Source organism: Rothia mucilaginosa, assembly GCF_049990865.1.
Taxonomy (GTDB): Bacteria; Actinomycetota; Actinomycetes; order Actinomycetales; family Micrococcaceae; genus Rothia; species Rothia mucilaginosa_I.
Map to the genome: position 1 here is coordinate 1,970,413 of NZ_CP188231.1, position 26,046 is coordinate 1,996,458.

At 58.1% G+C, this 26,046-nt stretch carries 15 protein-coding genes and 1 riboswitch; of the genes, 6 read left to right on the forward strand and 9 right to left on the reverse strand.

The annotated features are described in order from the left end of the window. Positions 1-74 precede the first annotated feature (74 nt). Both ACP3RB_RS07680 and ACP3RB_RS07685 read right to left on the reverse strand, forming a co-directional pair. A complete protein-coding gene (locus ACP3RB_RS07680) occupies positions 75-1,652 on the reverse strand; it encodes a glycosyltransferase 87 family protein (protein ID WP_426698959.1) in 1,578 nt (525 codons plus the stop codon). Further along, entirely contained in the window at positions 1,649-3,037 is a 1,389-nt protein-coding gene (locus tag ACP3RB_RS07685; RefSeq protein WP_426698960.1) for a glycosyltransferase 87 family protein, read from the reverse strand. Before ACP3RB_RS07685 ends, ACP3RB_RS07680 begins: the two co-directional genes overlap by 4 nt. Positions 3,038-3,389: 352 nt before the next feature. On the opposite strand from ACP3RB_RS07685, the gene ACP3RB_RS07690 reads away from it, so the two are divergent. Both ACP3RB_RS07690 and ACP3RB_RS07695 read left to right on the forward strand, forming a co-directional pair. Next, a complete protein-coding gene (locus tag ACP3RB_RS07690) occupies positions 3,390-6,284 on the forward strand; it encodes a multicopper oxidase domain-containing protein (protein ID WP_426698961.1) in 2,895 nt (964 codons plus the stop codon). A gap of 198 nt (positions 6,285-6,482) precedes the next feature. After that, positions 6,483-7,379 carry a lytic transglycosylase domain-containing protein gene (locus ACP3RB_RS07695; RefSeq protein ID WP_426698962.1) on the forward strand — a complete coding sequence of 299 codons (897 nt, stop codon included), beginning with the start codon at positions 6,483-6,485 and terminating at the stop codon, positions 7,377-7,379. Between the two features lie 205 nt (positions 7,380-7,584). Here the strand turns inward: ACP3RB_RS07695 and ACP3RB_RS07700 are convergent, their stop codons facing one another. The 6 genes from ACP3RB_RS07700 to ACP3RB_RS07725 form a co-directional block, all read right to left on the reverse strand. Beyond that, complete coding sequence (locus tag ACP3RB_RS07700; RefSeq protein ID WP_049327433.1) at positions 7,585-8,796, reverse strand: cytochrome P450; 1,212 nt, start codon at positions 8,794-8,796, stop codon at positions 7,585-7,587. Between the two features lie 297 nt (positions 8,797-9,093). Then, positions 9,094-10,302 (reverse strand): hypothetical protein, encoded by a 1,209-nt coding sequence (locus ACP3RB_RS07705; RefSeq protein WP_426698963.1) that lies wholly within the window; start codon positions 10,300-10,302, stop codon positions 9,094-9,096. A gap of 421 nt (positions 10,303-10,723) precedes the next feature. Continuing rightward, a complete protein-coding gene (locus ACP3RB_RS07710; RefSeq protein ID WP_311448449.1) occupies positions 10,724-12,169 on the reverse strand; it encodes a sugar porter family MFS transporter in 1,446 nt (481 codons plus the stop codon). 224 nt (positions 12,170-12,393) lie between these two features. Further along, positions 12,394-13,395 (reverse strand): aldo/keto reductase, encoded by a 1,002-nt coding sequence (locus ACP3RB_RS07715; protein WP_311448448.1) that lies wholly within the window; start codon positions 13,393-13,395, stop codon positions 12,394-12,396. A 36-nt stretch (positions 13,396-13,431) separates the two neighbouring features. After that, a complete protein-coding gene (locus ACP3RB_RS07720; RefSeq protein ID WP_426698964.1) occupies positions 13,432-15,186 on the reverse strand; it encodes an ABC transporter ATP-binding protein in 1,755 nt (584 codons plus the stop codon). Beyond that, entirely contained in the window at positions 15,179-16,981 is a 1,803-nt protein-coding gene (locus ACP3RB_RS07725) for an ABC transporter ATP-binding protein (protein ID WP_426698965.1), read from the reverse strand. The genes ACP3RB_RS07720 and ACP3RB_RS07725 overlap by 8 nt, the downstream gene beginning before the upstream one ends. A gap of 355 nt (positions 16,982-17,336) precedes the next feature. Next, a riboswitch (SAM riboswitch) is annotated at positions 17,337-17,452 on the forward strand. Between the two features lie 116 nt (positions 17,453-17,568). Here ACP3RB_RS07725 and ACP3RB_RS07730 point away from each other — a divergent pair. From ACP3RB_RS07730 to ACP3RB_RS07745, 4 genes are all read left to right on the forward strand, one after another. Beyond that, entirely contained in the window at positions 17,569-18,474 is a 906-nt protein-coding gene (locus tag ACP3RB_RS07730; RefSeq protein WP_311446569.1) for a methylenetetrahydrofolate reductase, read from the forward strand. A 151-nt stretch (positions 18,475-18,625) separates the two neighbouring features. After that, on the forward strand, positions 18,626-20,953 hold the full coding sequence (gene metE / locus ACP3RB_RS07735) for a 5-methyltetrahydropteroyltriglutamate--homocysteine S-methyltransferase (protein WP_311452966.1): 2,328 nt from the start codon (positions 18,626-18,628) through the stop codon (positions 20,951-20,953). A 551-nt stretch (positions 20,954-21,504) separates the two neighbouring features. Further along, complete coding sequence (locus ACP3RB_RS07740; RefSeq protein WP_311452967.1) at positions 21,505-22,950, forward strand: MFS transporter; 1,446 nt, start codon at positions 21,505-21,507, stop codon at positions 22,948-22,950. 244 nt (positions 22,951-23,194) lie between these two features. After that, a complete protein-coding gene (locus ACP3RB_RS07745) occupies positions 23,195-25,177 on the forward strand; it encodes a M13 family metallopeptidase (RefSeq protein WP_426698966.1) in 1,983 nt (660 codons plus the stop codon). Between the two features lie 119 nt (positions 25,178-25,296). Here the strand turns inward: ACP3RB_RS07745 and ACP3RB_RS07750 are convergent, their stop codons facing one another. Beyond that, positions 25,297-26,043: a DUF6318 family protein gene (locus ACP3RB_RS07750; protein WP_311452969.1), complete on the reverse strand. Its 747-nt coding sequence runs from the start codon at positions 26,041-26,043 to the stop codon at positions 25,297-25,299. Positions 26,044-26,046: the final 3 nt, after the last annotated feature.

Below are 26,046 nucleotides of genomic sequence, written 5' to 3' on the forward strand. Positions count from 1 at the left end.
GCCGCCATGAATGAGCAGCCACCGCAAGCGGGTAGCAACCTTGAGCGAGCAACCGCCGTGAGCGGGGGGCTTCTTTAGCGGGAATACTTCGCCTCCGCCAGTTCGGCGCCTGCGGCACGTGCCGCACGTCCCACCAACTGACGATTCGCCAGGTACACGAAGAACGTCACCAAAATAAACAGGTACATCAACTGGTACGGCATGGTGCCCGCCATCAGGCCCAGGGAGCCTTCGGGCACCATCAGAATCTGATCCGAGCTGAAGTGCGGGGCGAACGCCAGCACAATCCAGAACGGCGAAATGTACATGCCCACCAGCGCCGCAGTCGCCAAAACAACAGCCAGCGTGAAAACAAAGGAGCTGACCCGCTGGTACATGAGCGGGAAGATCTCCATAACCACGGCGGCGAGCATCAGCGGGTACCAGGTGTTGTGGTGCGACCAGCTAATCGGCGAAATCTGCAGCATCATGAACGCGGTCAGCGCCAGCTGCGCCATGAGCGCGCGGGCACGAATCAGCGGAACCAGCAGAACCGCGGTGACCAGCACAATCAGCAGGGTCAACGCCACCTGCACCACGGACAGGGCGGTCGCCGTCAGGTGATGCTGCAGGCCCGCGTGGGTCAGCGTACCCATAATCGACACGTTATCGAAGTAGCTGAACCAACCCACACGCGAAGTATCACGCAACGCGTGGAACCAGAACGTCAGCGACTCCTCACGAATCACCAGGAAGCCGATACCCACGGTCGCGGCGAAGCTCGCACCCAGGGTCGCAATGCCCTTCCAGTCCTTACGCATGAGCAGCAGCAGACCGAACGCGAGCGGGGTCAGCTTAATACCCGCCGCAATACCCAGCAGCACACCGCGCGGAACGCGGGTTGCCGGGCGCATAAAATCGGCAAGAATCAGCGCCAAAATGATGGCATTAATCTGCCCAAAATGTGTGGTCAAACGCCACGGGCCGCACATCCAAATCAGCGCCGCAATCAGCGACACCATACCCCAATGACCCAGGTGCTTCTGCAACGGCAAACGCCACGAACGGCTCCGCGCGTAGGAGTACAGCAGGTACGCGCACCAGTAGCTGAGCGCGCAAATAATGGCGGTAATCAGCAGCATGCTCTGCGGTTCGGTGAGGAACGCGAGCGGGTAGAAGAGCAGCGCCGCAAACGGCGGGTACGTGAACGGCAGGCCGCGCGTGCTGAAGGTGTACAGCTGGTAGCCGTCCGGGCCATCCGCGAGGGAGACAGCACCCAGGCGGTACACGTAAATATCGTCAGCCGCCGCGTGCGTCACGTAGTCAAAGGCGTAGAGGGCAACCAGGATGAACAGCAGGTGCGCCCAGAGAGCGCCGCTACGCATGCCGGGGATGCGGTCAAAGAAGCCGCGACGCGCAGGTTGTGCGGGCTCTGCGGCGGTTTCCTTGGCGGGTTCTACAGTTTCCGCCGCGGGTTCAGTAGCGGGCTCTGCGGTGGGGGGCACGCTTTCTACAGCGCTCTCAACAGCCGGTTCCGCAACCGGTGCAGTAGTAGAGCCAGGCGAAGCCCACGGGATTATAGGCGCGGCCGCCTCGGTCTTCACCGCGTTCGTAGCGGAGTTCTTGTCAGTATTCTTCACAGGGGTCTTTTCTAGCTCCTTTTCGCGGCTCACGCGGTTGCCTCACGAGAAGCAGCGGCACGCACAGACGCGGCGCTCTCGGTCACCAGGGCGCGAGCACCCCACCAGCCCAGGGGCGCATCGCTACGCACGGAACCGTACTGCACGGGCTCAACCTTCGCGCCACGCACCGGCGCGCTCAGCGAGGCTACCGCCCAGAACATGACCGTAGCCCACAAGGCAAAGGAGGGAAAACCACCAATAGCTACGCCGGGCGCCCATAGGAATTCCAAGCCATTCATATCTAGCTGGGTGATACCGCCAATAATACGCGGCGAAATATACAGGCCTACCCCGGCTACCCACGCCAGCAGGCAGGCAATTTTTCTCGCCGCGGAGGGAAGATGCACCATAAAGGTGGGGAATGCATCCAGGATAAGGGCTGCCAGCAGTAGCGGCAGAAGAACATTGTGGTGCGACCAGCTAATCGGCGAAAGTGCCACCATAAGAGTGCCGGTCACGGCCACCTGTGCAAGGGTTTTGCCGCGGCGTTCAAGCTGGTAGAGCAACACGGCAACCAGGGCAATGCTGAGCGCGGCTAGGGCGTAGAAGCCGAGCTTGAGGGCTGTGCCCTTCAGACCGAAGTGCATGAGCCAACCCTGAATGGAAATATTATCCACAAAGTTAATGTCGCCCACGCGGGAGGAGTCAGAGATTGCTGAGAACCAGAATTGGGGAGCCTCATTCGGCAAAAGGATAAAACCGACCGCAATTGTGGCCAGGAAGGTGGCGCCCAGAGCCGCGATGCCCTTCCAGTCGCGGCGCACCAGCAGGATAAGGCCGAAGACCAGCGGAGTAAGCTTTAAGCCACCCGCAATACCGACGAGCACACCGCGCGGCACGCGGGTTGCCGGACGCACAAAATCGGCAAGAATCAGCGCCATAATGAGCGGATTAATCTGCATGAGGTGAAAAGTACGTCGCCACGGGCCGCACAGCATCACCACGATGGTCAAGGCAGCGATAGTTCCGGTACGGCCGAGGCGACCCTGCAGGGGTAACGCACGATCGGAAGTCTGGGCATAGTTATAGATAGTGGCCGAAAGCCACCAAGCGGCGGCCGTGGTTCCCAGCACCATAATGGCTTTGCCTACCTCAAGCGGCAGGAACGCAAAGGGCAGGAAGACGAGAGCCGCAAACGGTGGATAGGTAAAGGGGAGCTTCAACACCCCAATTTCAATAAATACTGGCGCGTATAGATCCTTGGTAAACCCTTCATTGTCGAAGATGGTCATGGCACCCATGCGGTAGATGGAAAAGTCCAGGCCGCCGAAGGGGGCAATAAGGATTTCAAAGAAGTAACCGCACACCACCATGAGGATGAGTGCCACAATAGCGATTTTTCCCCAGATGGGGGTGGTGGAGTCAGTCCTTGTCACGAGGTGCTTGTCCTTACCTTGGTGCCGGCGGATGCGCGCGTAGGGTGGGCGGGCATCTGATTTTGGAATCCTAATAGTTTATCGCGCCCATCTGTGAAGGGTGCATTGGGGAGAAGATTCACAGGGGGAGATTCGCAGGGTAAGAATCACTCGAGCGCGCAAGCACAACTATCACGATATGAGCCGCCTTCATATGCACGTAATGTCTTCAAAATTGGTACTACCGGGGCAATATAATGGGCTTGTTGGCACTCCGCCTATCCTAGCGCAGGGCCCACCCCAACGCAGGGGCAAGCGATGCCACCCCGCACACCGACGTCCACAAACAACCAGCAGTGAAAGCAGTGATCACGTGAGTGAACATCTCGGCACCCCACCCGAAGGCGAGAACACGAACGGCAAGCCCGCAAGCGTCTCCGGAGGCGGCTCCTCCGGACTGAGCATTGGCGCGCGTCCGGCTGATGCACCCGGCGCGAACCTCACCCCCGAAGAGGTTGCACGCCGCGCATCCGGTCGCGGTACGTGGCATCGTCGCGCCTCCAAGCCTGTCTCGCACTGGATGTTTGTGCTTATCGGCGTGCTTCTGCTGCATAAGTTCATTCCCAATAGCGGCTGGCTGCTGGTGCACATTGTCACCCTCGGCCTGATTACGAACTCGATTCTGATTTGGTCGCAGCACTTCACCGAAGCGCTCATGAAGATCAAAATCCCTGACGAACACCGCGGAACTCAGGTGCGCCGTATCTTCATCCTGAACGCCGGTATTCTCGTGCTCATGGTCGGCATGATCGGTCAGCTGAGCGTGCCCGGCCTCTACGCCGCCACGGTGGTTGGTGCGCTCATTGTGGGCACCATGGTCGCTTGGCATGCCCTGTACCTGCTCAAGCAGGTGCGTCAGGCTCTGCCGTCGCGGTTCGGTGTGACGATTCGCTTCTACATTATGGCGGCGCTCATGCTGCCCCTCGGTGCGGCGTTTGGCGCGATGATTGCCTACCCGAACCTGAAGGGCACCCTACATTCGCAGTTCCTGCTCGCGCACGAGGTCGTGAACGTGCTCGGCTTCGTCGGTATTACCGTGGTGGGTACGCTGGTGACCTTCTGGCCGACCATGCTGCGCACGAAGATGGTTGATAAGGCGCTCACCCACAGTCTGCGCGCCCTGTACCTGATGTGTGGCGGCTTGGTGTTAACCCTTGTCGGCGCAATATTTGGGATGCGTCCGCTCGCTGCCGCCGGCCTGGTCGTCTACCTGCTCGCTCTGCTCATTGTCGCCTGGGTGATGGTGCGTACCCTGCGCACCAAGCGCCCGACCGAGTACCCGCCGATGAGCGTCGGTATGGGCTTCCTCTGGCTGATTGTTGGCGTGGCGACCACCGCCTACATGGTGGCAACCACCCCGTTCGCCGTCATGGATATTCGTGCGGTCACCCCCATCTTCGTGGTGGGCTTCCTGCTGCAGGTGCTGCTGGGTGCGATGAGCTACCTGCTGCCTCAGCTGATGGGTGGCGGCCCGGCGGTGGTGCGCGCCTCCAATAAGGAGTTCAGCCGTTTTGCTGCCGGTCGCGTGACCGCCGTGAACCTGGCGCTCATTATTTTCATGCTGCCCAGCTCCATGGTGGGTCAGTCCATTAAGATGGCGGTCGCTATTGTGGGCGCGCTGGCGTTGGCGGCGTTCATTCCGCTGATGGTGCGTGGCGTGAAGGTTTCGGTGAGCACCCGCAAGGCAATCTTCGAGGCGCGCGCCCGCGGCGAGAAGCCCGTCTTCGACCAGGAGGCGCTGACCCCCGCACCCATCCCGCACGCCAAGCAGAGCTTCCAGGCGGCACTCGCGGTTGCTATGGCATTCCTGCTGGGCTTCGCCGTGAACCCGTCCGCGTTGAACCTGCCGTCGGTTTCTTCGTCGGGTTCCGTGGCTGCGACCGGTCAGACCACCACCGTGCAGGTGAAGGCGACCAGCAACTACCGTTTCACCCCCGCCGAGGTGGAGGTGCCCGCCGGTAACCGCCTGGTCGTTGAAGTTACCAACGACGATCAGGGCATGACCCACGACCTGACCTTCGACAACGGCGCGACCACCGGCGTTATCAACCCCGGCGAAACGAAAACCGTTGATGCCGGCGTCATTACCGCCGACCAGGAAGGCTACTGCTCCGTGGCGGGTCACCGCTCCCTGGGCATGGTGTTCAAGGTGAAGGCGACCGGCGCCTCCGCAAACCAGGTGGCGCAGGGTGGCCACAACCACGGTTCTGCGGGCGGCCACAACCATGCTGCATCGGGTAGCACGCCGACCCTTATGACCGTTGCGAACAGCAGGATTGACATGTCCGCAGCGCCCGGCAGCGGCTACAAGTACCGCGACCCGAACATCCCGGCACCGAACACCGCCGAGCGGGTGAACGGCAAGACCGTCCGCAAGGTCACCCTGGAAGTTGAGGAAGTTGACCGCGAGGTGGCGCCCGGCGTGACCGTTCACATGTGGACGTTCAACGGGCAGAACATGGCACCGATTCTGCGTGGCAAGGTCGGCGACATTTTTGAAATTACACTCGTCAATAACGGCACGATGGGCCACTCGCTGGACTTCCACGCGGGCATGGTCTCCCCCGATAACACGATGAAGACCATCGCCCCCGGTGAGCGTCTCGTCTACCGTTTTGAGGCGAAGGCCGCCGGTATCTGGCTGTACCACTGCGGTACCGCCCCGCTGAGCCTGCACATGACCCAGGGTATGTACGGTGCGGTCATCATTGACCCTGCCGGCCTTGACCCGGTCGATCACGAGTACGTGATGGTTCAGGGCGAGGCGTACCTGCACGACACCGGAAAGACCGCCTCCGACGGCAACAAGCTGGCGGAGAACTCGCCGGAGCTGATCGCGGCGGGCACCCCCACGCTGACCATGTTCAACGGCCACGCAACCCAGTACAAGGCGAAGCCGCTGCAGGTGAAGAAGGGTGAGCGTATTCGTGTTTGGGTGATGGCTGCTGGCCCGAACCACGGCACGAGCTTCCACGTGGTCGGTTCGCAGTTCGATACGGTCTACAAGGAGGGCGGCTACCTGATGCGCCGCGGTGTGGATGCGTTCGGTAGCCGTGACGGCCACAGCCAGGCACTGGATCTGGCGCCTGCTCAGGGTGGCTTCGTGGAGATGCAGTTCCTGGAGTCTGGCACGTACACGTTCGTGAATCACTCCTTCTCGGAGATGGAGCGCGGTGCCGCCGGTAAGATCGTGGTGACTGATCGCTAATAGTAGCTGCCCGCTAAACACTCACGCTGGGCGCTTCTAGCGCCCCGTGAGATGTTGACCCCGCCCGGTGCATCCTGTGAATGAATGCGCCGGGCGGGGTCTTTCTACACCCAGCCGGAGCCCCGGCAAACTATGCTTTTAGCCTCATGGGCGAACTTTTCTTAGCCAGGAGCGGGCATGGTGCGCTAGTCTATAGGAATGGCAGATTGCACTTCGGGCGCCCCTTCCGAGCGTAATGCTACGAGCGCCTCCAACCACATTTCCGTTTCGGCGGATCAACAAGTTTCTCCTCGGCAGCGTAAGCCTTTTCCGGTACGCATTCTTGCCGGGGCTCTTGCACATTGGCAGATTATTGCCTCTGCGGTTCTTTTGGGTGGCGGTGTTGCCGGCCTGGCAGCCACCTATGACGACTATTGCGGCATGACGGAGCTTTCGTATGCTCCGGCGGCTCTCCGCTCCGATTTTGAGGAGGGCTCTAAGGTCGCGGGTTTCCGTCCCGGCGTGTTGGCGGCGCAGATTGAGACTGAGAGCCACTGGCGTGTGGGCGTTGTATCCCACCAGGGCGCTAAGGGTATTGCACAGTTCACCGATGATGCGTGGAGCGGCGGGCACTACAGCTTCGGCAACGGCGGTAATGTTCTGAACCCGCACGATGCGATTGCGGCGCAGGCACGCTACCTGGCTGAGTTGCGTACTCGTTTGGCAAAGTACGCTTCCAATGAGGATGAGCTGCAGGATGTGGTTCTCGCCGGTTATAACGCGGGTCCGGGTTCTGTGGAGAAGTACGGCGGTGTTCCCCCGTACGAGGAGACTCAGAATTATGTGAAGACGATTCGCGAGCTGGCGAATTCGAAGTACAAGCTGACTTGCTCCCCCGAGTACCAGTTCAAGCAGGCGAAGTTGAGCTTCGTGAATGGTGTGACTCCGGCGATGGCTGGCGTTCATGCGGATGGTACGGCACTGTCCCCGGAGGAGTCGGCATCGGCTGCCGCTGAGGCATCTGCTTCGGCTTCTGCGAGTGCTTCGGCTCGTGCGTCTGCGAGCGGTTCTGCGGGTTCTTCGGTGAAGCCTTCGGCGACGAGTTCCAGCCGCTAGATTCAGCTTTTTGGATAACCCACTAGGCTATATAGCCGCTAGAGAATATAGCCCTCTAGGGAATATTCCGTTTTATCTATAGTGGGCGGCTGATACCTGCCACCACTCCCCTACTATTCACTCTCATATTTACTCTTAACAGCGCGAGGCGCCGACCCCCATTCTCGGGGTTCGGCGCCTCGCGCTTTATACGACTGGAGCGTGCCTAGTTGAAGATGGCGCGCACGACCGAGTAACCGGAGACCGGGTACACGGCGTTCACGGTTGCGGGCTTCTCGCTCTCGTCCGCGATCTCGATCGACTCGGTGCCGCGCAGCAGCTCCTCAAGCAGGATGCGCAGCTCCAGGCGCGCCAGGGGCGCGCCGGGGCAGACGTGGATGCCGTCGCCGTACACGAGGTTGCGGGACTGGTCGCGGTGCGGGTTGTAGGTGAGGGCGTCTTCGAAGGCGTCCTCGTCGCGGTTGGCACTTGCCCAGTTGATGGTCACGCGGGAGCCAGCGGGCAGGGTGCGGCCGCCGAGTTCGGTGTCCTGCGTGGTGATGCGGCGGTTAGTGACGAGGGTGTCTTCGAGTCGCATGATTTCTTCGACGGCGAGGGCGATTTCGCTACGGTCGTCGAGTGCGTTGCCGTCGGCGAGGGAGGCACGCAGGCGGTCCTGCTCGGCGCGGTTGCGTGCCAGGAAGTTCACGAACACACCCACGGTTGCGGAGACGGTGGACAGCTCGCCCACGGTCCAGTTACGGATGAGGCTGACGATTTCTTCGTCGGTCATGGTGCGGGGCTCTTCGCCGGGCAGCTGCACGGTGTCGGTGAGCAGTTCGGCGGTGACATCCTTGGGGTTGCCTGCGGCGGCGTCCTCACGGCGTTCGTCGAGCAGCTGGCGGATGTAACCGTCGAATTCGAGGGCTACCTTGGCGATTTCTTCGCGGTCGCGGCGCAGGGTGGCGACGCGGTTCTTTTCGATCCATTCGGTGAGCGGCTGCTCGAGGCATGCGGGCCAGCCCATGAAGGCATTCTGCACGCGCATTGCGTATGCCTGGCCGAAGCCCTGCATAACGTCTACTTCTTCGCCACGGGGCAGTTCTGCGATGAGGGCCTTCACGGCATCGCGGATGACGGGTGCGAACTTTTCGAGGCGTTCGGGGGTGAAGTACTTGTCGTTGACGGCGCGGAAGGTGGTGTGTTCGGGTGCGTCCATGCCGTTGGGGACGGCGATGTGGCGGGTGGAGACGACGTTAGAGTAGATTTCGGGGTGGTCGAGTACGTGCTGTACGTCGGCGTTTTTGAAGACGGAGTAGCCCATGAATTCGTCGTGGGCGACGGGGCAGCGGCGGCGCATTGCGTCGTAGGCGGCTACCTGGTCTTTCTGCACTTCTTCGCTTCGGAGGTCCCAGTCGTTGTGTACGTTCTCAGTCATTGTTCACCCGTGTTCGTTATAGAAGTTGTGGCGTGCTGGGTGCGGGCGTCCGGACGATGCTTACGGGCAGGGTCGGGCGTGCATTTCAGCACGTGAAGCCATTAGTTATTATTTGACCGTATCACTTTAGGGGTGGTGGCGCAGGGTAGGGGTTCCTTGCTTCTCATTCAACGAACGACTTCGGGTGAGACGAGGAGCGGATCAGGGGCCGCACAAGGCGGGACGCACGAGGCGGGCAGCGCCTCCACTGGGGAGAGGCCGCCCGCCTCACTCTATGCAGCATTTCAGCGCGAGGGGCTAGTTTTTAAGGAATTTCTCTTCGTTTGTAATAACGAAGTATGAGGGGTATTCGCGCCCGTTCAGAAGAGCGTTGTAGTGCGGTATTTTCTGGGTTTTGATGAGTTCACCGGACTCAACGGAATAGGCTTGAATATAGGTTTCTCCTTGCAGCTCGTACATGGCGTAGAGGTTCTTCTCGGTCCAGTAATATGTAGAGACTTCCTTTACTCCTTCTGGGATTTTGAGGCTGAATCGTACAGTGTTGTGGGCGGTATCAATATTGGTTGAGATGATTCGCCCGTCGTGATGGACCCACCAGATGTCGTCCCCGTATGCGTGTATTGCATACGGTGCACCTGAAGGAACATTTTTTCCATGTACACGTTTGCTCGCTTCACCGGTAATTTGGCGTTCTGTATGCTCGCCTGTTTGCACATTAATTACTTCGAGCATGGATCCGTCAATATCTTTTAAATCTGCATATTGGTAGTCGGTAATGCTTTGCGGGTAAGTATCATGGATTTTCACAATTCTATTTCCTGCACACACAATGTAGGAACCTTCCATTGTGTTACTTTCGAGACTCTTCGAGAACATTTTTTCATTTGAAGGGTTCGGGTACACACGGGTAAGGTATGTGGGGTTCCTTGGGTGTAGGTATTGGTTATCTGTTCCTTCGTAATTGCTGATTTTGTCGTAGCCCCATATGCTGCCGTCGGCGCACTGAGCTGTGAAGAGTAAATTATTTTTAATTCTCTCTTCCCTCACCTCACCATCTTTTACAATTGTCACAAGGAATACGTAATCACCATTTCCATCCCCTCCGTAATTATCTATAGCTACAATAGTGCTATCGTCTGCAACGTACACATCTTCACTGTAATCATTTTTTGTTTTCTTTGGGTATGTGTGCAATTTATCGGAGAGAGTGAATAGTGAATTTGTATCTGTGAAATACAGGTTTTTATCTTTGTATACAATTGGCGAGTTTCGGACCCCAACATTTTTGATTCTTGACCATTTTTGGGTTTCTGAGTTGTAGAATGCTACGCCTCCTCCAGCATGCGGCAGGTATCTTGAGTCGCCTGCAATGGATATGGCGACGCTGCTTTCGTCGAGGGCTTTGCGTGGGTCGTTTGTTACTGGGATGGTCGCACTACAGCCTGACAGGAGGAGGGCGCCGATAAGTCCCAGACGCAGGCTTCCTGAAAGACGGGATGTAGTCATTGCTACCACCTCGTTTCGTAGTGATGCACCCAGTGTGACTTCTGGATGTCTGACGGGTACACACCGGGGCCACCGTTAGAGTCGAGGTCCACGTTAGGGTCCGTGCTCTTATAGGCAGCCCAAACTAGCTGCGAGCAGTTATAGGAATTGGCATGTAGGGCGTTCATGACACCCTCCTTTCAGCGGGTCACTTCGTGGCATCCCCGCTATCGGTCCTATGTCTTCATCGATACATAACACCGGAAACTGTCTAACTCAGCAGGCCATACATTAGATATTATTTCTGACCAGGTGAGTTTATAGTGTTCCGTACCTCATTCTATCGTTAAGAGGGTCCGCGATGCAGGAAAAACGCAAGGCGGGCGGCGCCTCCACCAGGGAGGGGCCGCCCGCCTCATGCATACCTAAAGAACCGCCGGGCTTAGCGCCCGCGTGCGGAGGGGTAGATGCTACCGTCCATCACACCGCGCTCCACCTGCTCCAGGCTCACGCCGCGAGTCTCCGGCAGGTTGCGGAACATCAGCAGCGCAATGACCACGTTCACCACGGCAAAGCCGATGAAGGAGCCTGTCAGACCGACCGCACCCAGAATCACGGGGAACGCCAACGACAGCACACCGTTCATCATCCAGCCGCTAAACGCCGAAATACCCATACCCGCCGCACGCACACGCAGCGGGAACAGCTCGCTCATAATCACCCACGTCGACACGTTCAGGCAGGTCTGCATCGCGCCCACAAAACAGACGATGAGCACCAGCAGAATCCAGGGGCGCGCCGCGTTATCGGCGGGTAGCAGCATGGATGCACCCGCAATCAGCACGTGGAAAAACGCGGTTGAACCATAGCCGGTAATGACCATGACGCGGCGCGGCACACGCTCCATCAGACGCAGCGACAGGATGGAGCCGAGCACCGCGATCGTACCCGGCGCAATGTTCGCGATGAGCGCCGCGGATTCGCTGAAACCGGCTTCCTTGAGCACCTTAATGCCGTAGTACATGATCGAGTTGATGCCGGTCAGCTGCTGGCCCGCGCCAACCAGAATACCGACGAGCAGGATGCGCACAAACCAGCCGCGCACGCCCGCACTTTCCTTAGCTGCCGCGTTGTTCTGGGAGGTTGCCGCCTCCGCCTGCAGGGTGCGCTCAATGTCGGCAATCTCAGCCTCGGCACGCTCGGTGGAGCGGATGCGCTTCATAACCTCCAGCGCCTGCTCACGCTTGCCGACGCGCAGCAGCCAGCGCGGCGATTCGGGCACACGCAGCATGCCGACGAACAGGCCGATGGCGGGCAGGGTGCAGATGGCGAACATCCAGCGCCACACGCCGTCGTGCTCACCCCATACGTTGCCGATGAGGGCGTTCACGATGAACGCGGCAAGCTGACCGCCCACAACCATGAGTTCGTTGCGGCCGGAGAGGGAGCCGCGAATTTCGTAGGGTGCGAGCTCTGCGAGGAATACGGGTACCACGGCGGAGGCGCCACCGACCGCCAGGCCGAGCAGGGTTCGTCCGGTGATGAGCACGGCGACGTTGGGTGCGAAGACGCAGGTCAGGGCGCCAATGAAGAAGATGGTGGACAGCCCAATGATGGTGGTTCGGCGGCCGTACCGGTCGGAGATACGACCGCAGGTGAGCGCGCCAATAGCCGCCGCGAAGGCGAGCGATCCGGTGACCCAGCCTTGGGCGGTGGAGTCCATGCCGAGTTCGCGGCTCATGGGTTCGAGCGCGCCGTTAATCACTCCGGTGTCGTAGCCGAAGAGCAGACCGCCGAAGGTGGCGATGAGTGCAATGATGCCGAGGTATTGGCTGTGCTTCCCGGTGCCCAGCGGGGGCAGGGTGGAGGCGGTGCTCTGTGCGCTCATGGTGTCCTTTGATGCCGAGGGGGTAGGTGAGATTACACCGACATTGGTGGTTCTTCAGCACTGTCAGTGGGCTAGGTGAGGTGCGTCAGGTTAGACGCACCTCACCTAATCCTAGCGAAAACATTCGGCGGGTGATATTTATTTCTCACCGCGGACATTTTTCAGCGTATTTTACAGCCGCCAGTTACGACCGGTTGAGTGCCCCTTTGAGAGGGAGCCCGAGTTTAGAACAGCGCGATCTTCTCGGGTGCCGGGAAGATGGCGTCCAGGGCGGCGAGGTCCTCAGCGTCGAAGCGCAGGCAGGCGGCCTGTGCGTTGGCGCGTACCTGTTCGGAGCTGGTCGCACCGGCAATGACGGAGGTGACCGGCGACTGCTGTGCGAGCCAGGAGAACGCCGCCTGCACCTCGGTGATGCCGCGTTCGGTGCAGAAGCTGTGGAAGGCTTCGAGCTGGTCCCAGTTGGCGGCGTCGAGCACGTTCTTCTTGGAGTGGGACAGGCGCGAACCGGCGGGAATATTGTCGCGGCGGTACTTGCCGGTCAGCAGGCCGTTAGCGAGCGGGAAGTACGGCAGCACACCCATGCCGAAGTGTCGTGCGGCGGGCAGGATTTCGAGTTCTGCGCGGCGGTCGAGCAGGTTGTAGTGGTTTTCTGCGGCGATGAACCGTTCGGTGCCGAGTTCGTGGGCGCAGTGTTCGGCGTGGGCGAGCTGCCAGCCGGAGAAGTTGGAGTGGCCCAGGTAGCGGACTTTGCCGTCGCGTACGAGCTGGTCGAGGGTGCTGAGAGTCTCTTCGATGGGGGTGTTCGGGTCGGGGCTGTGGTAGAAGTACAGGTCGATGTAGTCGGTGCCGAGGCGGCGGAGGGACCCTTCGACGGCGCGCATAATGTAGCGGCGGGATCCGCGGGCGTTGCGGTCGTTGCCGTTGAGGTCACCGACGGGCAGACCGAATTTGGTGACGATGGTCAGTTCGTCGCGGTCGAGGCCGAGCTGGGTGAGGGCGGTGCCGAACATGGTTTCTGAGAGGCCGGGTTCGGCGCCGTAGAGGTCGGCGATGTCGAAGAAGCTGATGCCGGCATCGACTGCGGCGGCGATGACTTCGTTGGTGCCTTCTTGGGTTCGGGTGGGGGTACCGGGGCGGCCGAGGTTGTTGCAACCGATGCCGATGCTGGGTACGACGAGGCCGGAGTTGCCGAGCCTGCGGTAGACGGGAGATTCAATGCGTTCCATGCTTTTAACTCTACGTTGTGTGGGTATGTTGCGAGGTTATTTCCCTTCCAGTTGGGAGGCGAAGAGCTTCCTGAAGCGTGATGTAGGGTCGGTCGTTAGGTCCCGGTAGGTTCCTTGCTCCACCACACACCCACCATCCAACACCACCACAGAATCAACACCACGCAACGTCCACGCACGATGAGACACCAACACCACCAAACGCCCCACAGCAGCCACCTTCAACCGAGCAAAAATCTCCTCCTCAGTCTCAGCATCCACAGCACTAGTCGGCTCATCCAAAACCCACACCGGCGCATCCCGAAGAACCACACGCGCCAACGCCAAACGCTGCCACTGACCACCCGAAAGACCAACACCACCAAACGACTCACCCAACTGAGCATCCAAACCCCCCTCAAGACCACGCACAAAATCATCAGCACAAGCCACCGACAAAGCCGACCACAAATCAGCATCACCAAGACGCTCAACCGCCTCCTGCGACAAACCCAGAAGAAGATTTTCACGCACAGTCAGTTCATAACGGCCGTAGTCTTGACTCACCACACCCACATTCGCCAGCAAATCATCAGGCGATATGTCCTGTACCGACTTACCTCCAATGAGGATGTCTCCGTTGGAGGGCTTCAGCATACCCATAAGTGCATTTACTAGGGTTGTCTTTCCTGATCCACTGGGCCCGACAATACCAATCATCTGCCCGGGACCAAAAGTGAGATTGATGTTTTTAAGAGCTAAAGAATCAGCTTTTGGATACTGGATAGCAAGATTCCTAATGGAAACGCTGGAGATTTCGGGGTAGATATCGGCAATCGGATTTTTCTGCCCGGGTTGTGCGCTAGAAATAAACTTTCGATATATATCAATGGCGTTTGACCCCGCTGCCATCGAGCTAAGGTCGCTTCCCATCGAGCCAAGCGAGACTATAGCCGAGGTAATACCTATAACAGCTCCAGCAAGAACACCGGGAGCCGGCGACGAGGTGGCTAGAAGAATAAGGGCTAAAGCTAGCAATGCAGCGCTTATAAAACCAACAATTGTATATATTCTGAGGATGTAACGAGCTAGGCCAATTTCCTCCTCACCAGATTTTTTCCGTTCTTGATTAGCGCGATGCGCAAAGAATGAACGAGCGTTAAGAATTGCAAGCTCACGAGCAGTAGTTATTTGTGCAATCTGGTTAGTGCTATGCCATGCGTTGTAGCTATATGAATATATTTTTTCCATTGCCTCAGCATTTTTACTCGAATAGAGATGTGACATCAAGGCAACAGGAATCATGCCTGCAAGCATGCAGAGTGAAGCATATACATTGATCTTTCCTACGGAATAACTAAGGGCTCCCGTCGAAAAAATGATGAATATCAGAGCACCCATAGTAGAAACTTGAGACCCTAGGCTCCCCCCTGTCACAGCATCATGAGCTGCCCTTGATGAGCGAGCATAATCACCACTCGCGATTTCCTGAGAAGAACAAGTCGCCAAACGAGAAGATACGTTCTGAATACCTGTACTTGACATTCGAGAATTTAGAATCATACGCAGAGAATCTGATGCTTGTCCCAGGGCAATGTATCCTGCCAGCACAAAACTAACCCCCAGGGCTAGTGGGAGCACCTCATCCTGGCTCTGGCCCAAATGCTCAACAAGCCTAGTGACAGCCTCCATCTGCAAAGCGGGGAATAGCGATAGGCACACAACAGACGCTAGATAGGAGACGGTCCATACGGGGTGATTTCTGAAAGCATAAACCACGGACCAAACAGTATTAGCCATAATCTTACGCATCTTTATAGTCCCTTTCAGTAGAAGTTTTGCGCCCTGCAGAATCTTCAGAGATCTGATTTTTGAAAATTTCCATAAACTTTCCCTCTGCCTTCAGCAGCTCCCGGTAGGTTCCTTGCTCCACCACACACCCACCATCCAACACCACCACAGAATCAACACCACGCAACGTCCACGCACGATGAGACACCAACACCACCAAACGCCCCACAGCAGCCACCTTCAACCGAGCAAAAATCTCCTCCTCAGTCTCAGCATCCACAGCACTAGTCGGCTCATCCAAAACCCACACCGGCGCATCCCGAAGAACCACACGCGCCAACGCCAAACGCTGCCACTGACCACCCGAAAGACCAACACCACCAAACGACTCACCCAACTGAGCATCCAAACCCCCCTCAAGACCACGCACAAAATCATCAGCACAAGCCACCGACAAAGCCGACCACAAATCAGCATCACCAAGACGCTCAACCGCCTCCTGCGACAAACCCAGAAGAAGATTTTCACGCACAGTCAGTTCATAACGGCCGTAGTCTTGACTCACCAAACCAACATTTGCCAACATGTTGTATTTACTCTCAGAAGAAGCACCTTTATACGTTATGCTCCCCTGGGCAATTGGTGTAATTCCAAGAATTGCATTTATTAGTGTTGTTTTTCCCGCGCCCGAGGCACCAACTACTGCAATCATTTGATTATTCATCAGCTCAAGATTAATATCTTTAAGCGCAAAAGACGACACGCCCTCATACTGAACGGATACATCTTTGCATATAATTTTTGAAATATTTTCATGGTTAGGGTTAGAAGTTTTTATCTCAGAAGCATGGTCGTAAGTATCAGAGTCGCACACCCTTCGGAATTGCTGAACAGATAATGCTCCATTAATAATCTGACCAAATGAATATCCCACCTCTTGGGTCGCGGCAACACAGGCAATGATTCCAATCAGCGATCCGGCCACATACGATATATCGGCTCCTGAACCCACAAGGAAGTACAGGGACGCAAAAAGTAAGACAGAGCAGAGTAGCCCTGCAACTATGGAGATGATTCCTCTAACACTTTCAAGGCTCAATTCCCTACCGGCTGCCCGGCGTCGCCAGGACACTACGCGTTGCGAGAAAAATCGGGAGGCTCTCATGAGGTGAAGTTCTTGGGCGCGACTTTGAGCCATCAGATTGTCTAGATAGTAGTTCTCTACCCGATAGTCCTCGTACATTAGGGTGTATATAGCGTAATCACGTTTAGCGAGGATTACCATTGCAATAGATAGGGGTAGTGAACACAGTGCCGCAAAAATTGCTGCCACAATGCTGACGTTTGCAATATTAAAACAGAGGAGGAAAACCATCGCAAAGGAACTCACCAGTGTCATAACTGACATGGTGTGAACCTGCAATTCCTGTTTCGATATTGCCTCTCTAGCAGCACGTATATCTTCCTGCGATTTTGTGCTACCTATATCAGACAACGAAAATGTAGATAACCTGGTATTTAACATGCAGTGAACCCGATAGTTCATCTTTGATTTGAGGATAAGCATGTTACTTATTACCCAGCGTTGAGCAATGATATTAATTCCGACGACAAGAGCAAGAGCAATAATATAAATCCATGCTGCGCCACCATTTGAACCGCTCAAGGCTGATACTGTATTACCGATCAGCAGGGACTGGCTCAAGGGAATGCAGGCGATGATGGCTAGCGATAGGGCAGTGCTCACCAGGGTCGCGGGACAGGTTTTCCAGGCTAGGCGGAAGGACCAGAGTATAGAGGAAAATAGATTTTTCATTCTCACCACGCTCACAAAGTCGTATTGAACTCATCTTTGAGCCCTGAAACTCCTCGATGAGCGGACATCGAAACACTACCGGTGCCTCATTAGTTATTAGTTACCCTACCTCTCACTGAAAGATAAAACACACATATTCGCGCGTGTCCAAGAATATTAAGCAGACATATCTGTGATAGTGCCGGACACCCAAGAGTCAACCGACACCTCTACCGGCAACACTCCCCCAGCCCCCTTCGTCACAGTCGGTCATATTAAGTTCATATTTCGCCCCAATGTCATGTCCAGAAATATTAGGACATCAACCGCCGCACATCTTGCACGCCCTCGGGGACGGTGGGTAGAGTGAAGGCGTTATCTATCAAGAGCGACCGAGAGATCTGGCTCGTAGACGTCGCAGCAACCTCGCCAGTATCCCCACCGTCACGGTGCAGGGTACGGACAAGGTGCTCCCGCCAGGACCGATAGAGAAGAATACCCTTCGGCACCCCACGATGAGCCGTACCAGCAAACCGGTACAGCGCATCCTGCAGAAGAATTCACGCGCCTGCCGGTGCGTATCTATCGGGTGAACACGAAGGATGGTTATGACGACAGTTCACCCGGCTCTTTCTTTTGAGCTGTTCCCTCCGCGCTCACACGCGAGCTGCGAGTCGCTACTGCACACGATTGCGGAGCTTGAGGGCACCAACCCCGACTACGTGTCGGTCACCTACTCCGGTGACGCGAAGCGCCGCCAGAAGACCCTGGCGCTGCTCGACCACCTGGTACACGAAACCTCCCTCACCCCGCTGGCTCACCTGATTTGTGCAGGCCATTCGGTGCACGAGCTGGAGCGTGCAGTCCGCCTGATTCTGGGCCTGGGCGTGCGCGGCTTCCTGGCTCTTCGCGGTGACATTCAGGAGGGTCAGGTTTCTGAACTTCCTTTCGCCCGCTACCTGGTGGAACTCATTCGCCGCGTTGAGCGTGAAGATTTCGCCCACCTGGCAGCTGGCAAGGTGTCTATTGGTGTGGCGGCATACCCGCAGAAGCACCCCGAGTCCGCATCCCTGCTGCAGGACATTGAGATTCTGCTGTCCAAGCAACGTGCCGGCGCGGACTTCGCGATCACTCAGGTGTTCTTTGAGGATGAACGCTACAGCGCCCTGGTCGATTCGGCACGCCTGGCAGGTGTGGACATCCCGATTATTCCGGGCATCATGCCGGTGACCTCGCTGAAGCGTCTGCGGAACCTCTGCCAGATGGCGGGCATGGCGGTCCCGACGGACCTCGCCTACGCCCTAGAGACCGCAACCAGTAGCGCTGAGCTTCACCGCATCGGTGTTGAGTACGCGTTGAACCAGTGCCGCACCGTGATGGATGCGGGCGCACCGGGTCTGCACTTCTTCACCTTCAACGAGCATGCGGCGGTTCTGGACGTTCTGGATCAGCTGGATTTGCCGCGGTACAGCAACCGTTTCTCTCAGCCGCTGAGCGAACTGGAATACGCCTAAACCCACCCATAACGCTCCTTATCGGATGCGTTTCCACTTTTCTCCCCCACAAATATTCCGGGAGTTACGACCCCCGTTTCACCGCCCACCGCTGGGTGGCGAAACACCGGAACTGACTCCCACATCTATCCCCAGTAAAGGAAAAATTACTATGTCGAACACCGCATTCCCCGCCGCAACCATTGTTGGTTACCCCCGCGTGGGCCGCTTCCGCGAACTGAAGAAGGCTCAGGAAGCTTTCTGGAAGGGCAAGGCAACCCTGCAGGAGCTGCAGGACACCGCCGCTGACGTGCAGCGCACCTACTTTGAGCGCGTGACCGCTGCGGGCCTGAAGGCTGATAACTACTCGATTCCTGCAACCTTCTCCTACTACGACCAGGTGCTCGACGTTGTTCGCCTGTTCACCCTGGTTCCCGAGCGTCTGGCTGAGGCTAAGGACGGCCGCGGCCTGCTGGATCTGCCCGGCTACTTCGCACTGGCGCGCGGTACCGAGACCCTGCCTCCGCTGGAGATGACTAAGTGGTTCGACACCAACTACCACTACCTGGTGCCCGAGATTGGTGCCGGCACCGAGATTAAGCTGAACCTTGAGGCTATTGACGAGCAGCTCGAGGTCGCAAAGCAGGCTGGCGTGAAGGTCCGCCCGCAGATTGTTGGCCCGCTGACCCTGCTGCTGGGCGCTAAGGCTGAGCAGGGTTCCGCTGAGGACTTCTCCCCCGTCGACCGTCTGGACGAGTTCGTTGCCGCATACGCTCAGGTCCTGGAGCAGCTGGCTGAGCGCGGTGTTGAGTGGGTTCAGCTGGATGAGCCGGGCCTGACCGTGGACCGTGCCGACAACGCGAAGGTCGCTGAGCTTGCTGAGCGCACCTACCGTGCCCTGGCTGCCGGCGAGAAGCGCCCGCAGATTCTGGTGACCAGCCCCTACGGTTCCCTGCGTGAGAACCTGCCGGCACTGCTGGGTACCGGTGTTGAGGCTCTGCACCTTGACCTGGTGCACGGCGTGTACTCGAAGGCTGAGCTGGAGTCCGTTTCTGCCGCTGGTGTGCACCTGGTTGCCGGTGTTGTGAACGGCCGCAACGTGTGGCGTGCCGATGTTCGTGCGGCTCTGAAGACTCTGGAGGCTCTGCCCGGCGCATCCGAGGGTGCCGTGTCGGTTTCCTCCTCGACCTCCCTGCAGCACGTGCCGCACGACCTGGCTCTGGAAGACCCGGCTGAGGTTCCCGTGGACGGCCTGGCATTCGCTGACCAGAAGGTCGCTGAGATTGCTCTGCTGGCTCGCGGCCTGGCTGAGGGTGAGGCCGCTGTTGAGCCCGAGCTGAAGGCTGCTGATGAGGCGCTGGCTCGCTTCGCCGCTGACCCGCGTAAGCACAACGACGAGATTCGTGCCCGCGCCGCAGCTGTGGCTCCCGAGGACTTCGACCGCCCGACCATTGATGTTCGCCGTGCGGCTCAGGCTGACCTGAACCTGCCGAAGCTGCCGACCACCACCATCGGTTCCTTCCCGCAGACCGCTGAGATTCGCCGCCACCGTGCGGAGGCTCGTGCGGGCAAGATTTCCGCTGAGGAGCTGAACGGTTTCCTGCGTGACGAGATCGCCTCGGTCATCAAGCTGCAGGAGGAGCTGGACCTGGACGTGCTGGTTCACGGTGAGGCTGAGCGTAACGACATGGTTCAGTACTTCGCTGAGAACTTCGACGGCTTCGCAACCACCCGCCACGGCTGGGTTCAGTCCTACGGTTCGCGTTGCACCCGCCCCTCGATCCTGTTCGGTGATGTGAAGCGTCACGGTGAGGGTCTGCGCGGTGAGGCGTTCACCGTTCCGTGGAGCTCCCACGCACAGTCGCTGAGCGAGAAGCCGGTCAAGGGCATGCTCACCGGCCCGGTGACGATTCTGGCGTGGTCCTTCGTGCGTGACGACCAGCCGCGCCGCGAGACCGCTAACCAGGTGGCTCTGGCTCTTGCCGACGAGATTGCCGACCTGGAAGAGGCAGGTATCCGCATCATTCAGGTGGACGAGCCGGCTCTGCGTGAGCTGCTGCCCCTGCGCCGCGATGAGCAGCCGCAGTACCTGGACTGGTCGGTGAACTCCTTCCGCCTGGCAACCAGCGGTGTTAAGGATTCCACTCAGATTCACACCCACCTGTGCTACTCGGAGTTCAACGAGATTATCGACTCGATTAACGCTCTGAACGCTGATGTGACCAGCATTGAGGCGGCTCGTTCGCACATGGAGCTGCTGGCTGACATTCCGGAGAGCTTCGTTTCCGGTCTGGGCCCGGGCGTGTGGGACATCCACTCCCCGCGTGTTCCTTCTCAGGAGGAGATTGAGTCCCTACTGAAGGCTGCGATTGGTTACGGCACCATTGCTGACCTGTGGGTGAACCCGGACTGTGGTCTGAAGACTCGTGATTACGAGGAGACCAAGCAGTCTCTGCGTCACCTGGTGGATGCCACCAAGGCGATCCGCGCGTCCCTCTAGGAGGCGCCTATTGGTTCCGCTGCCTGCTGCGGGTTGACCGGATGATGGTTTGCTCGCGGTAACCTGCGGCAGGTGGCGGCTGTTCGGCTTCGTGCCGGTATGCGTACCGACTGTATGCCGAGCTTTTGGGGATAGATAACGGGCCCGCCCGCACGGATTCTTCTGCACCGTGCGGGCGGGCTTCCCTGTGCAGTTTTTGGGTTGAGCAGGTGGGTGCCTGCGGGGTGTTTATGGAGAACCGATTTAGCGGTATTCAAGTGGTTCTCTTTTTGAACTTAGGGTATAAATAACTCTAAATTTAGTTGTGGTCTGACCAAAACATGCATTTGCTCAACAAAGAAAGTATTTATATTCGTTGCGCTATGCGGGGCAATGTTGTCCAGTAGATAGATGCGCATCACACGGATTACGCACTTCCCTGTAATTCCGGGGTAAAACAAGCATTTATAGAATAATCACTCTGAATATTCGTTCACCCCCGTGAACAATCCAATGAAAACATGCCCAGTAGATTAGCATTTTTATAAGACCCCACTTATAGAATGCCAAATATGACTACTACCACTTCATCAAAGAAGAAGAAGGGTTCTGTACCCCGCTGGCTCGCCATTCCGGCACCCAAGCCTCAGCTCAGCGAAGCAGAAGTTAATGCGAAGTACCCGCGCATGCGACTACAGGTCTTCATGGGTATTTTCATCGGTTACGCAACCTTCTACCTGATTCGTAACAACGTCCCACTGGTCACCCCGATTCTGACCAAGGAACTGGGCTTCAGCAACGCCGCAATCGGTGCACTGTCCACGGCGCTGCTGCTGGCTTACGGCTTCAGTAAGTTCTTCACCGCAATGATTTCTGACCGCTCCAACGCGCGTCTCTTCTTGCCGATTGGTCTGGTACTTTCGGGTGTTGCAAACATCCTGCTGGCAATGACCGGTTACATGGGTGAAGGCGCGGGTGCGACGGGCTACGCTGCCGCTATCGCCTCCATCATGGCGACCATCATGGTTTTCAACGGTATCTTCCAGGGCATGGGTTGGCCGCCCTCCGGTCGTGTGCTCGTGAACTGGTTCTCCACCAGCGAGCGCGGCACGAAGGTTTCCTGGTGGAACACCGCCCACAACGTTGGTGGTGCGCTGTCCGGTCTGCTGGTTGCGTGGGGCTTCTCCATGTTCGGCAAGACCTGGGAAGTTGCTTTCTGGTTCCCCGCTGTTATCAGCTTCGTGCTCGCATTTGTGGCGTGGCTGCTGATTCGTGATAACCCCGAGGCGGAGGGCCTGCCCACCGTTGACGTGTACCGCAACGACCCGCACAAGGTTGAGTCCACCGCTGAGGATCGTGCAGAGTCCACGTGGACCACCATCCGTAAGCACGTGCTGACCAACTCGACCATGGTGTACCTGGCTCTGGCGAACGTGTTCGTGTACACCCTGCGTTACGGCGTGCTGGTGTGGGCGCCGAAGTACCTGCACGATGTGCGTCATGCTTCCCTTGAGGGTGGTATTGCGGGCTTCTCGATTCTGGAGCTTGCCGGTATTGGCGGCACCGTCCTGTGCGGTTACGTTTCTGACCGCATGTTCAAGGGTCGCCGCTCCCCCGCGGGTATCCTGTTCCTGGTTGCGACCGTCGGCGCGATTCTGCTGTACTGGCTGCCCTCTTCGGATGCGCCGCTGTGGATTGCGTACGTTGCGTTGGCTCTGATTGGTGGCCTGATTTACGGCCCGGTCATGCTGATTGGCCTGCAGGCTATTGACCTGTCGCCTTCGCATGTTGCGGGTACCGCTGCGGGCTTCACCGGCCTGTTCGGTTACGCGCTGGGTGCAACTCTGGCTTCTGCCGGTATCGGCATTATTGTTGACCACTGGGGCTGGAGCACCGCGTTTGTCTTCATGATTGTGTGCTCGGGTCTGGCGGTTCTGTTCCTGTGGCTGGTCAACGGTGCTGAGAAGCGTCTGATGGCTGAGCGTGCAGAGAAGCTGGCGGCGAAGGCTCAGGCTTAAGCGAATAGTGCTTCTTTGTTCCTGAACTAGTGGTTCGGGGGTAGATGTGAACCCGCCTGTACGGTTGTGTGACCGTGCGGGCGGGTTTTCTGCATCCTGGAGGGGCTACCGCCTTCTCTGCCACCCAAATAGCCCGCTGAGGAGCACCCAAATGCCTCTGATGAGCACCTGTACCGGTGAGCCACCATCCGGCGCCGCGCCGGGCATCCTGTGGCTTGCGGGCGTAAGAACATAGAATGGAACCATGACTACTAACTCTGGAATCACTAAAGAATGGGTGGATGAAACCGTCAAGCCGGGCGACGATTTCTTCCGCCACGTCAACGGTAAGTGGCTTGCTACCCACGAAATCCCGGCGGACCGCCCCAAGGACGGCGGCCTGTACACCCTCCGCGATAACGCAGAGAAGCACGTGCGTGAGCTGGTGGAGAAGATTGCGAAGGAGCAGCCGGAGTCCCGTATTGGCGCGCTGTACAACTCCTTCATGGACGTTGAGAAGATTGAGGCGGACGGCCTGGAGCCGCTGCTGAAGGAAATCGCCCCGATCCTGAACTCGGCAACCCCCTCCCACCTGGCTGTGACCCTGGCGTTGCTGTCTCGTGCGGGTCTGCCGCAGCTGTTCGCCTGGTACACCAGCAATGACCCGAAGGATCCGAAGAATTACACGTTCTTCCTGTACCAGTCGGGTCTGGGTCTGCCGGATGAATCCTACTACCGTGAAGAGAAGCACGAGCAGGCGTGCGCGGCGTATGTTGAGCATATTGCCCGCATGTTTGAGCTGACCGGTCTGGCTGAGGGCTTTGGCCTGACCCCGGAGCAGGCGGCTCAGCTGGTGTTCACTCACGAGTCTGAGCTGGCTCGCCTGCACTGGAACGTTGTGGAGAACCGTGACGCTGAGGCGACCTACAACCCGTACCAGGCGACCGAGCTGGACGAGAAGTTCCCCGGCTTCCCGTTCTCCCAGTGGTTGCTGGCTCTCGGCGCCGACCCGGAGACCCTGGGTCAGGTTATTGTGGCTCAGCCGTCCTTCTTTGAGGGTGCGGCTAAGCTGTTCACCTCCATCCCGCTGATGAGCTGGAAGCTGTGGGCTGTGTGGACTGTTCTGCGTTCGCGTGCGCCGTTCATGTACGACGAGCTGGTTCAGGAGAGCTTCAACTTCTACGGCAAGACCCTCTCCGGTACTCAGCAGATTCGTGAGCGCTGGAAGCGCGGCGTGGGTGCTGTTGAGAAGGCTCTGGGTGAGGAGATTGGCCAGGAGTACGTGGCTGTGCACTTCCCTCCCTCGCACAAGGAGAAGATGCTGGTTCTGGTCGGCAACCTCCTGGAGGCCTACCGCGAGTCCATCGAGTCGCTGGACTGGATGACTGAGGCAACCCGCGAGAAGGCGCTGGAGAAGCTGTCGAAGTTCGTCACCAAGATCGGTTACCCCGATAAGTGGCGTGACTTCTCCGCACTGGAGCTGGTGCCCGGTGACCTGTTCGAGAACCTGCGCCGTACCGGTGCGTTTGATGCTGACTGGCTGATTGCCCGTAAGGGTCAGCCGGTGGATAAGTCGGAGTGGCTGATGACTCCGCAGACCGTGAACGCGTACTACATGCCGCCGGCGAATGAGATTGTATTCCCGGCAGCGATTCTGCAGCCGCCGTACTTCAACCCGGATGCTGACGATGCGGCGAACTACGGCAACATCGGCATGATTATTGGCCACGAGATTGGTCACGGTTTTGACGATCAGGGTTCCCGCTACGACGGTGACGGCAAGCTGGAGAGCTGGTGGACTGAGGAGGATTACGCGAAGTTCAAGGAGCGTACCGCAGCACTGGTGGAGCAGTACAACGCGTACGTTCCGGTGGGTCTGGACCCGAAGTTCCACGTGAACGGTGAGCTGACTCTGGGTGAGAACATTGGTGATTTGTCCGGCATGTCGATTGCGTTGAAGGCGTACCGCCTGGCGTTGAAGAAGCAGGGCATTGAGTCGCTGGATGACGCACCGGTGATTGACGGTATGACCGGTATTCAGCGTTTCTTCTTCTCGAATGCGCGCGGCTGGTGCACGAAGTCCCGCCCGCAGCATGCTGAGGTGATGATTTCGGTGGATCCGCATTCGCCGGATGAGTTCCGTGTGAACGGTGTGGTGCGCAATATTGATGAGTTCTATGAGGCATTTGATGTCTCTGAGGGCGATGCACTGTACCTGGCTCCGGAGGAGCGCGTGCGCATCTGGTAGCGCCCCGATAAGGGTATATGCTTTATCGCGTATATAAGTGAGGCGCCCGCCTCGTGGTTTCTAGCCACGCGGCGGGCGCCTTTTAGTTGTAGAAGCTACACGCTTCTAGACTGAAGCTTTTAGGACGCAGAAGCCGATGCCGAAGCTACTGCAGAAGCCGAGGACGAAGAGGACGAAGCACGCATACCCGTCAGCTTCCACGCGCCGTTCTCATACACGCCGTGCAGGGTGCGCTCCACCTCGTCCTTACGATCCGATTCAGAGGGAGCTTCCTGCACACGGTCCTTGCTTGCAATGAACTCACCGGGATCCATGGTCAGGCGGATACCCCAGTTGTAGGTGTCACCGTCACGTTCGGGCTGCGCGGAAAGCATGGTGATGGTGACGGACGCGTCGTGCATCCAGGCTTCACCCTTAATCAGCTTCTCGCCAAGAGTGCCACTTGCCGGCTCAATCATGCTCTTCAGCTCGGACTTGTCGAGCGCGCATTCACGCAGCGGTTCGGTCTTACCGGTGCGCATGTAGTATTCCATGGCTGCGCCGAAGAAGGCGATGGACTGGTACAGGCCCTCCACGCTGTTCTCGTTAGCGACAGCGGGCTTGACCGGTACGGGGGCGTTCTTGGAGGGTTCGGTGCGGGTTGCGGGCTGGTAGTCGGAAGGCTTAGAGGTGTAACCGTCCAGGACTGCAACGCCGGAGTAGTTGGTGCGTGCGGTCTTGGACGCAGTTGCGGAAGCAGATGCGCTACCAGATGCAGTTGCAGAGCCGCTGGCTGCCTGGGGCTGAGCGCCGCATGCTGCCAGGAGGGTCGCACCACCGGTTGCTGCGAGCAGGCCGAGGGCGGATCGGCGGGTTACGTTCTTCATGGG

Excerpts from the sequence above, each read along its gene's own strand:
- ACP3RB_RS07695 (WP_426698962.1), top strand. The coding sequence starts at position 6,483 with ATGGCAGATTGCACTTCGGGCGCCCCTTCCGAGCGTAATGCTACGAGC.
- ACP3RB_RS07700 (WP_049327433.1), bottom strand. The coding sequence starts at position 8,796 with ATGACTGAGAACGTACACAACGACTGGGACCTCCGAAGCGAAGAAGTG.
- ACP3RB_RS07705 (WP_426698963.1), bottom strand. The coding sequence starts at position 10,302 with ATGACTACATCCCGTCTTTCAGGAAGCCTGCGTCTGGGACTTATCGGC.
- ACP3RB_RS07710 (WP_311448449.1), bottom strand. The coding sequence starts at position 12,169 with ATGAGCGCACAGAGCACCGCCTCCACCCTGCCCCCGCTGGGCACCGGG.
- ACP3RB_RS07715 (WP_311448448.1), bottom strand. The coding sequence starts at position 13,395 with ATGGAACGCATTGAATCTCCCGTCTACCGCAGGCTCGGCAACTCCGGC.
- ACP3RB_RS07720 (WP_426698964.1), bottom strand. The coding sequence starts at position 15,186 with ATGCGTAAGATTATGGCTAATACTGTTTGGTCCGTGGTTTATGCTTTC.
- ACP3RB_RS07725 (WP_426698965.1), bottom strand. The coding sequence starts at position 16,981 with ATGAAAAATCTATTTTCCTCTATACTCTGGTCCTTCCGCCTAGCCTGG.
- ACP3RB_RS07730 (WP_311446569.1), top strand. The coding sequence starts at position 17,569 with ATGACGACAGTTCACCCGGCTCTTTCTTTTGAGCTGTTCCCTCCGCGC.
- metE (WP_311452966.1), top strand. The coding sequence starts at position 18,626 with ATGTCGAACACCGCATTCCCCGCCGCAACCATTGTTGGTTACCCCCGC.
- ACP3RB_RS07740 (WP_311452967.1), top strand. The coding sequence starts at position 21,505 with ATGACTACTACCACTTCATCAAAGAAGAAGAAGGGTTCTGTACCCCGC.
- ACP3RB_RS07745 (WP_426698966.1), top strand. The coding sequence starts at position 23,195 with ATGACTACTAACTCTGGAATCACTAAAGAATGGGTGGATGAAACCGTC.
- ACP3RB_RS07750 (WP_311452969.1), bottom strand. The coding sequence starts at position 26,043 with ATGAAGAACGTAACCCGCCGATCCGCCCTCGGCCTGCTCGCAGCAACC.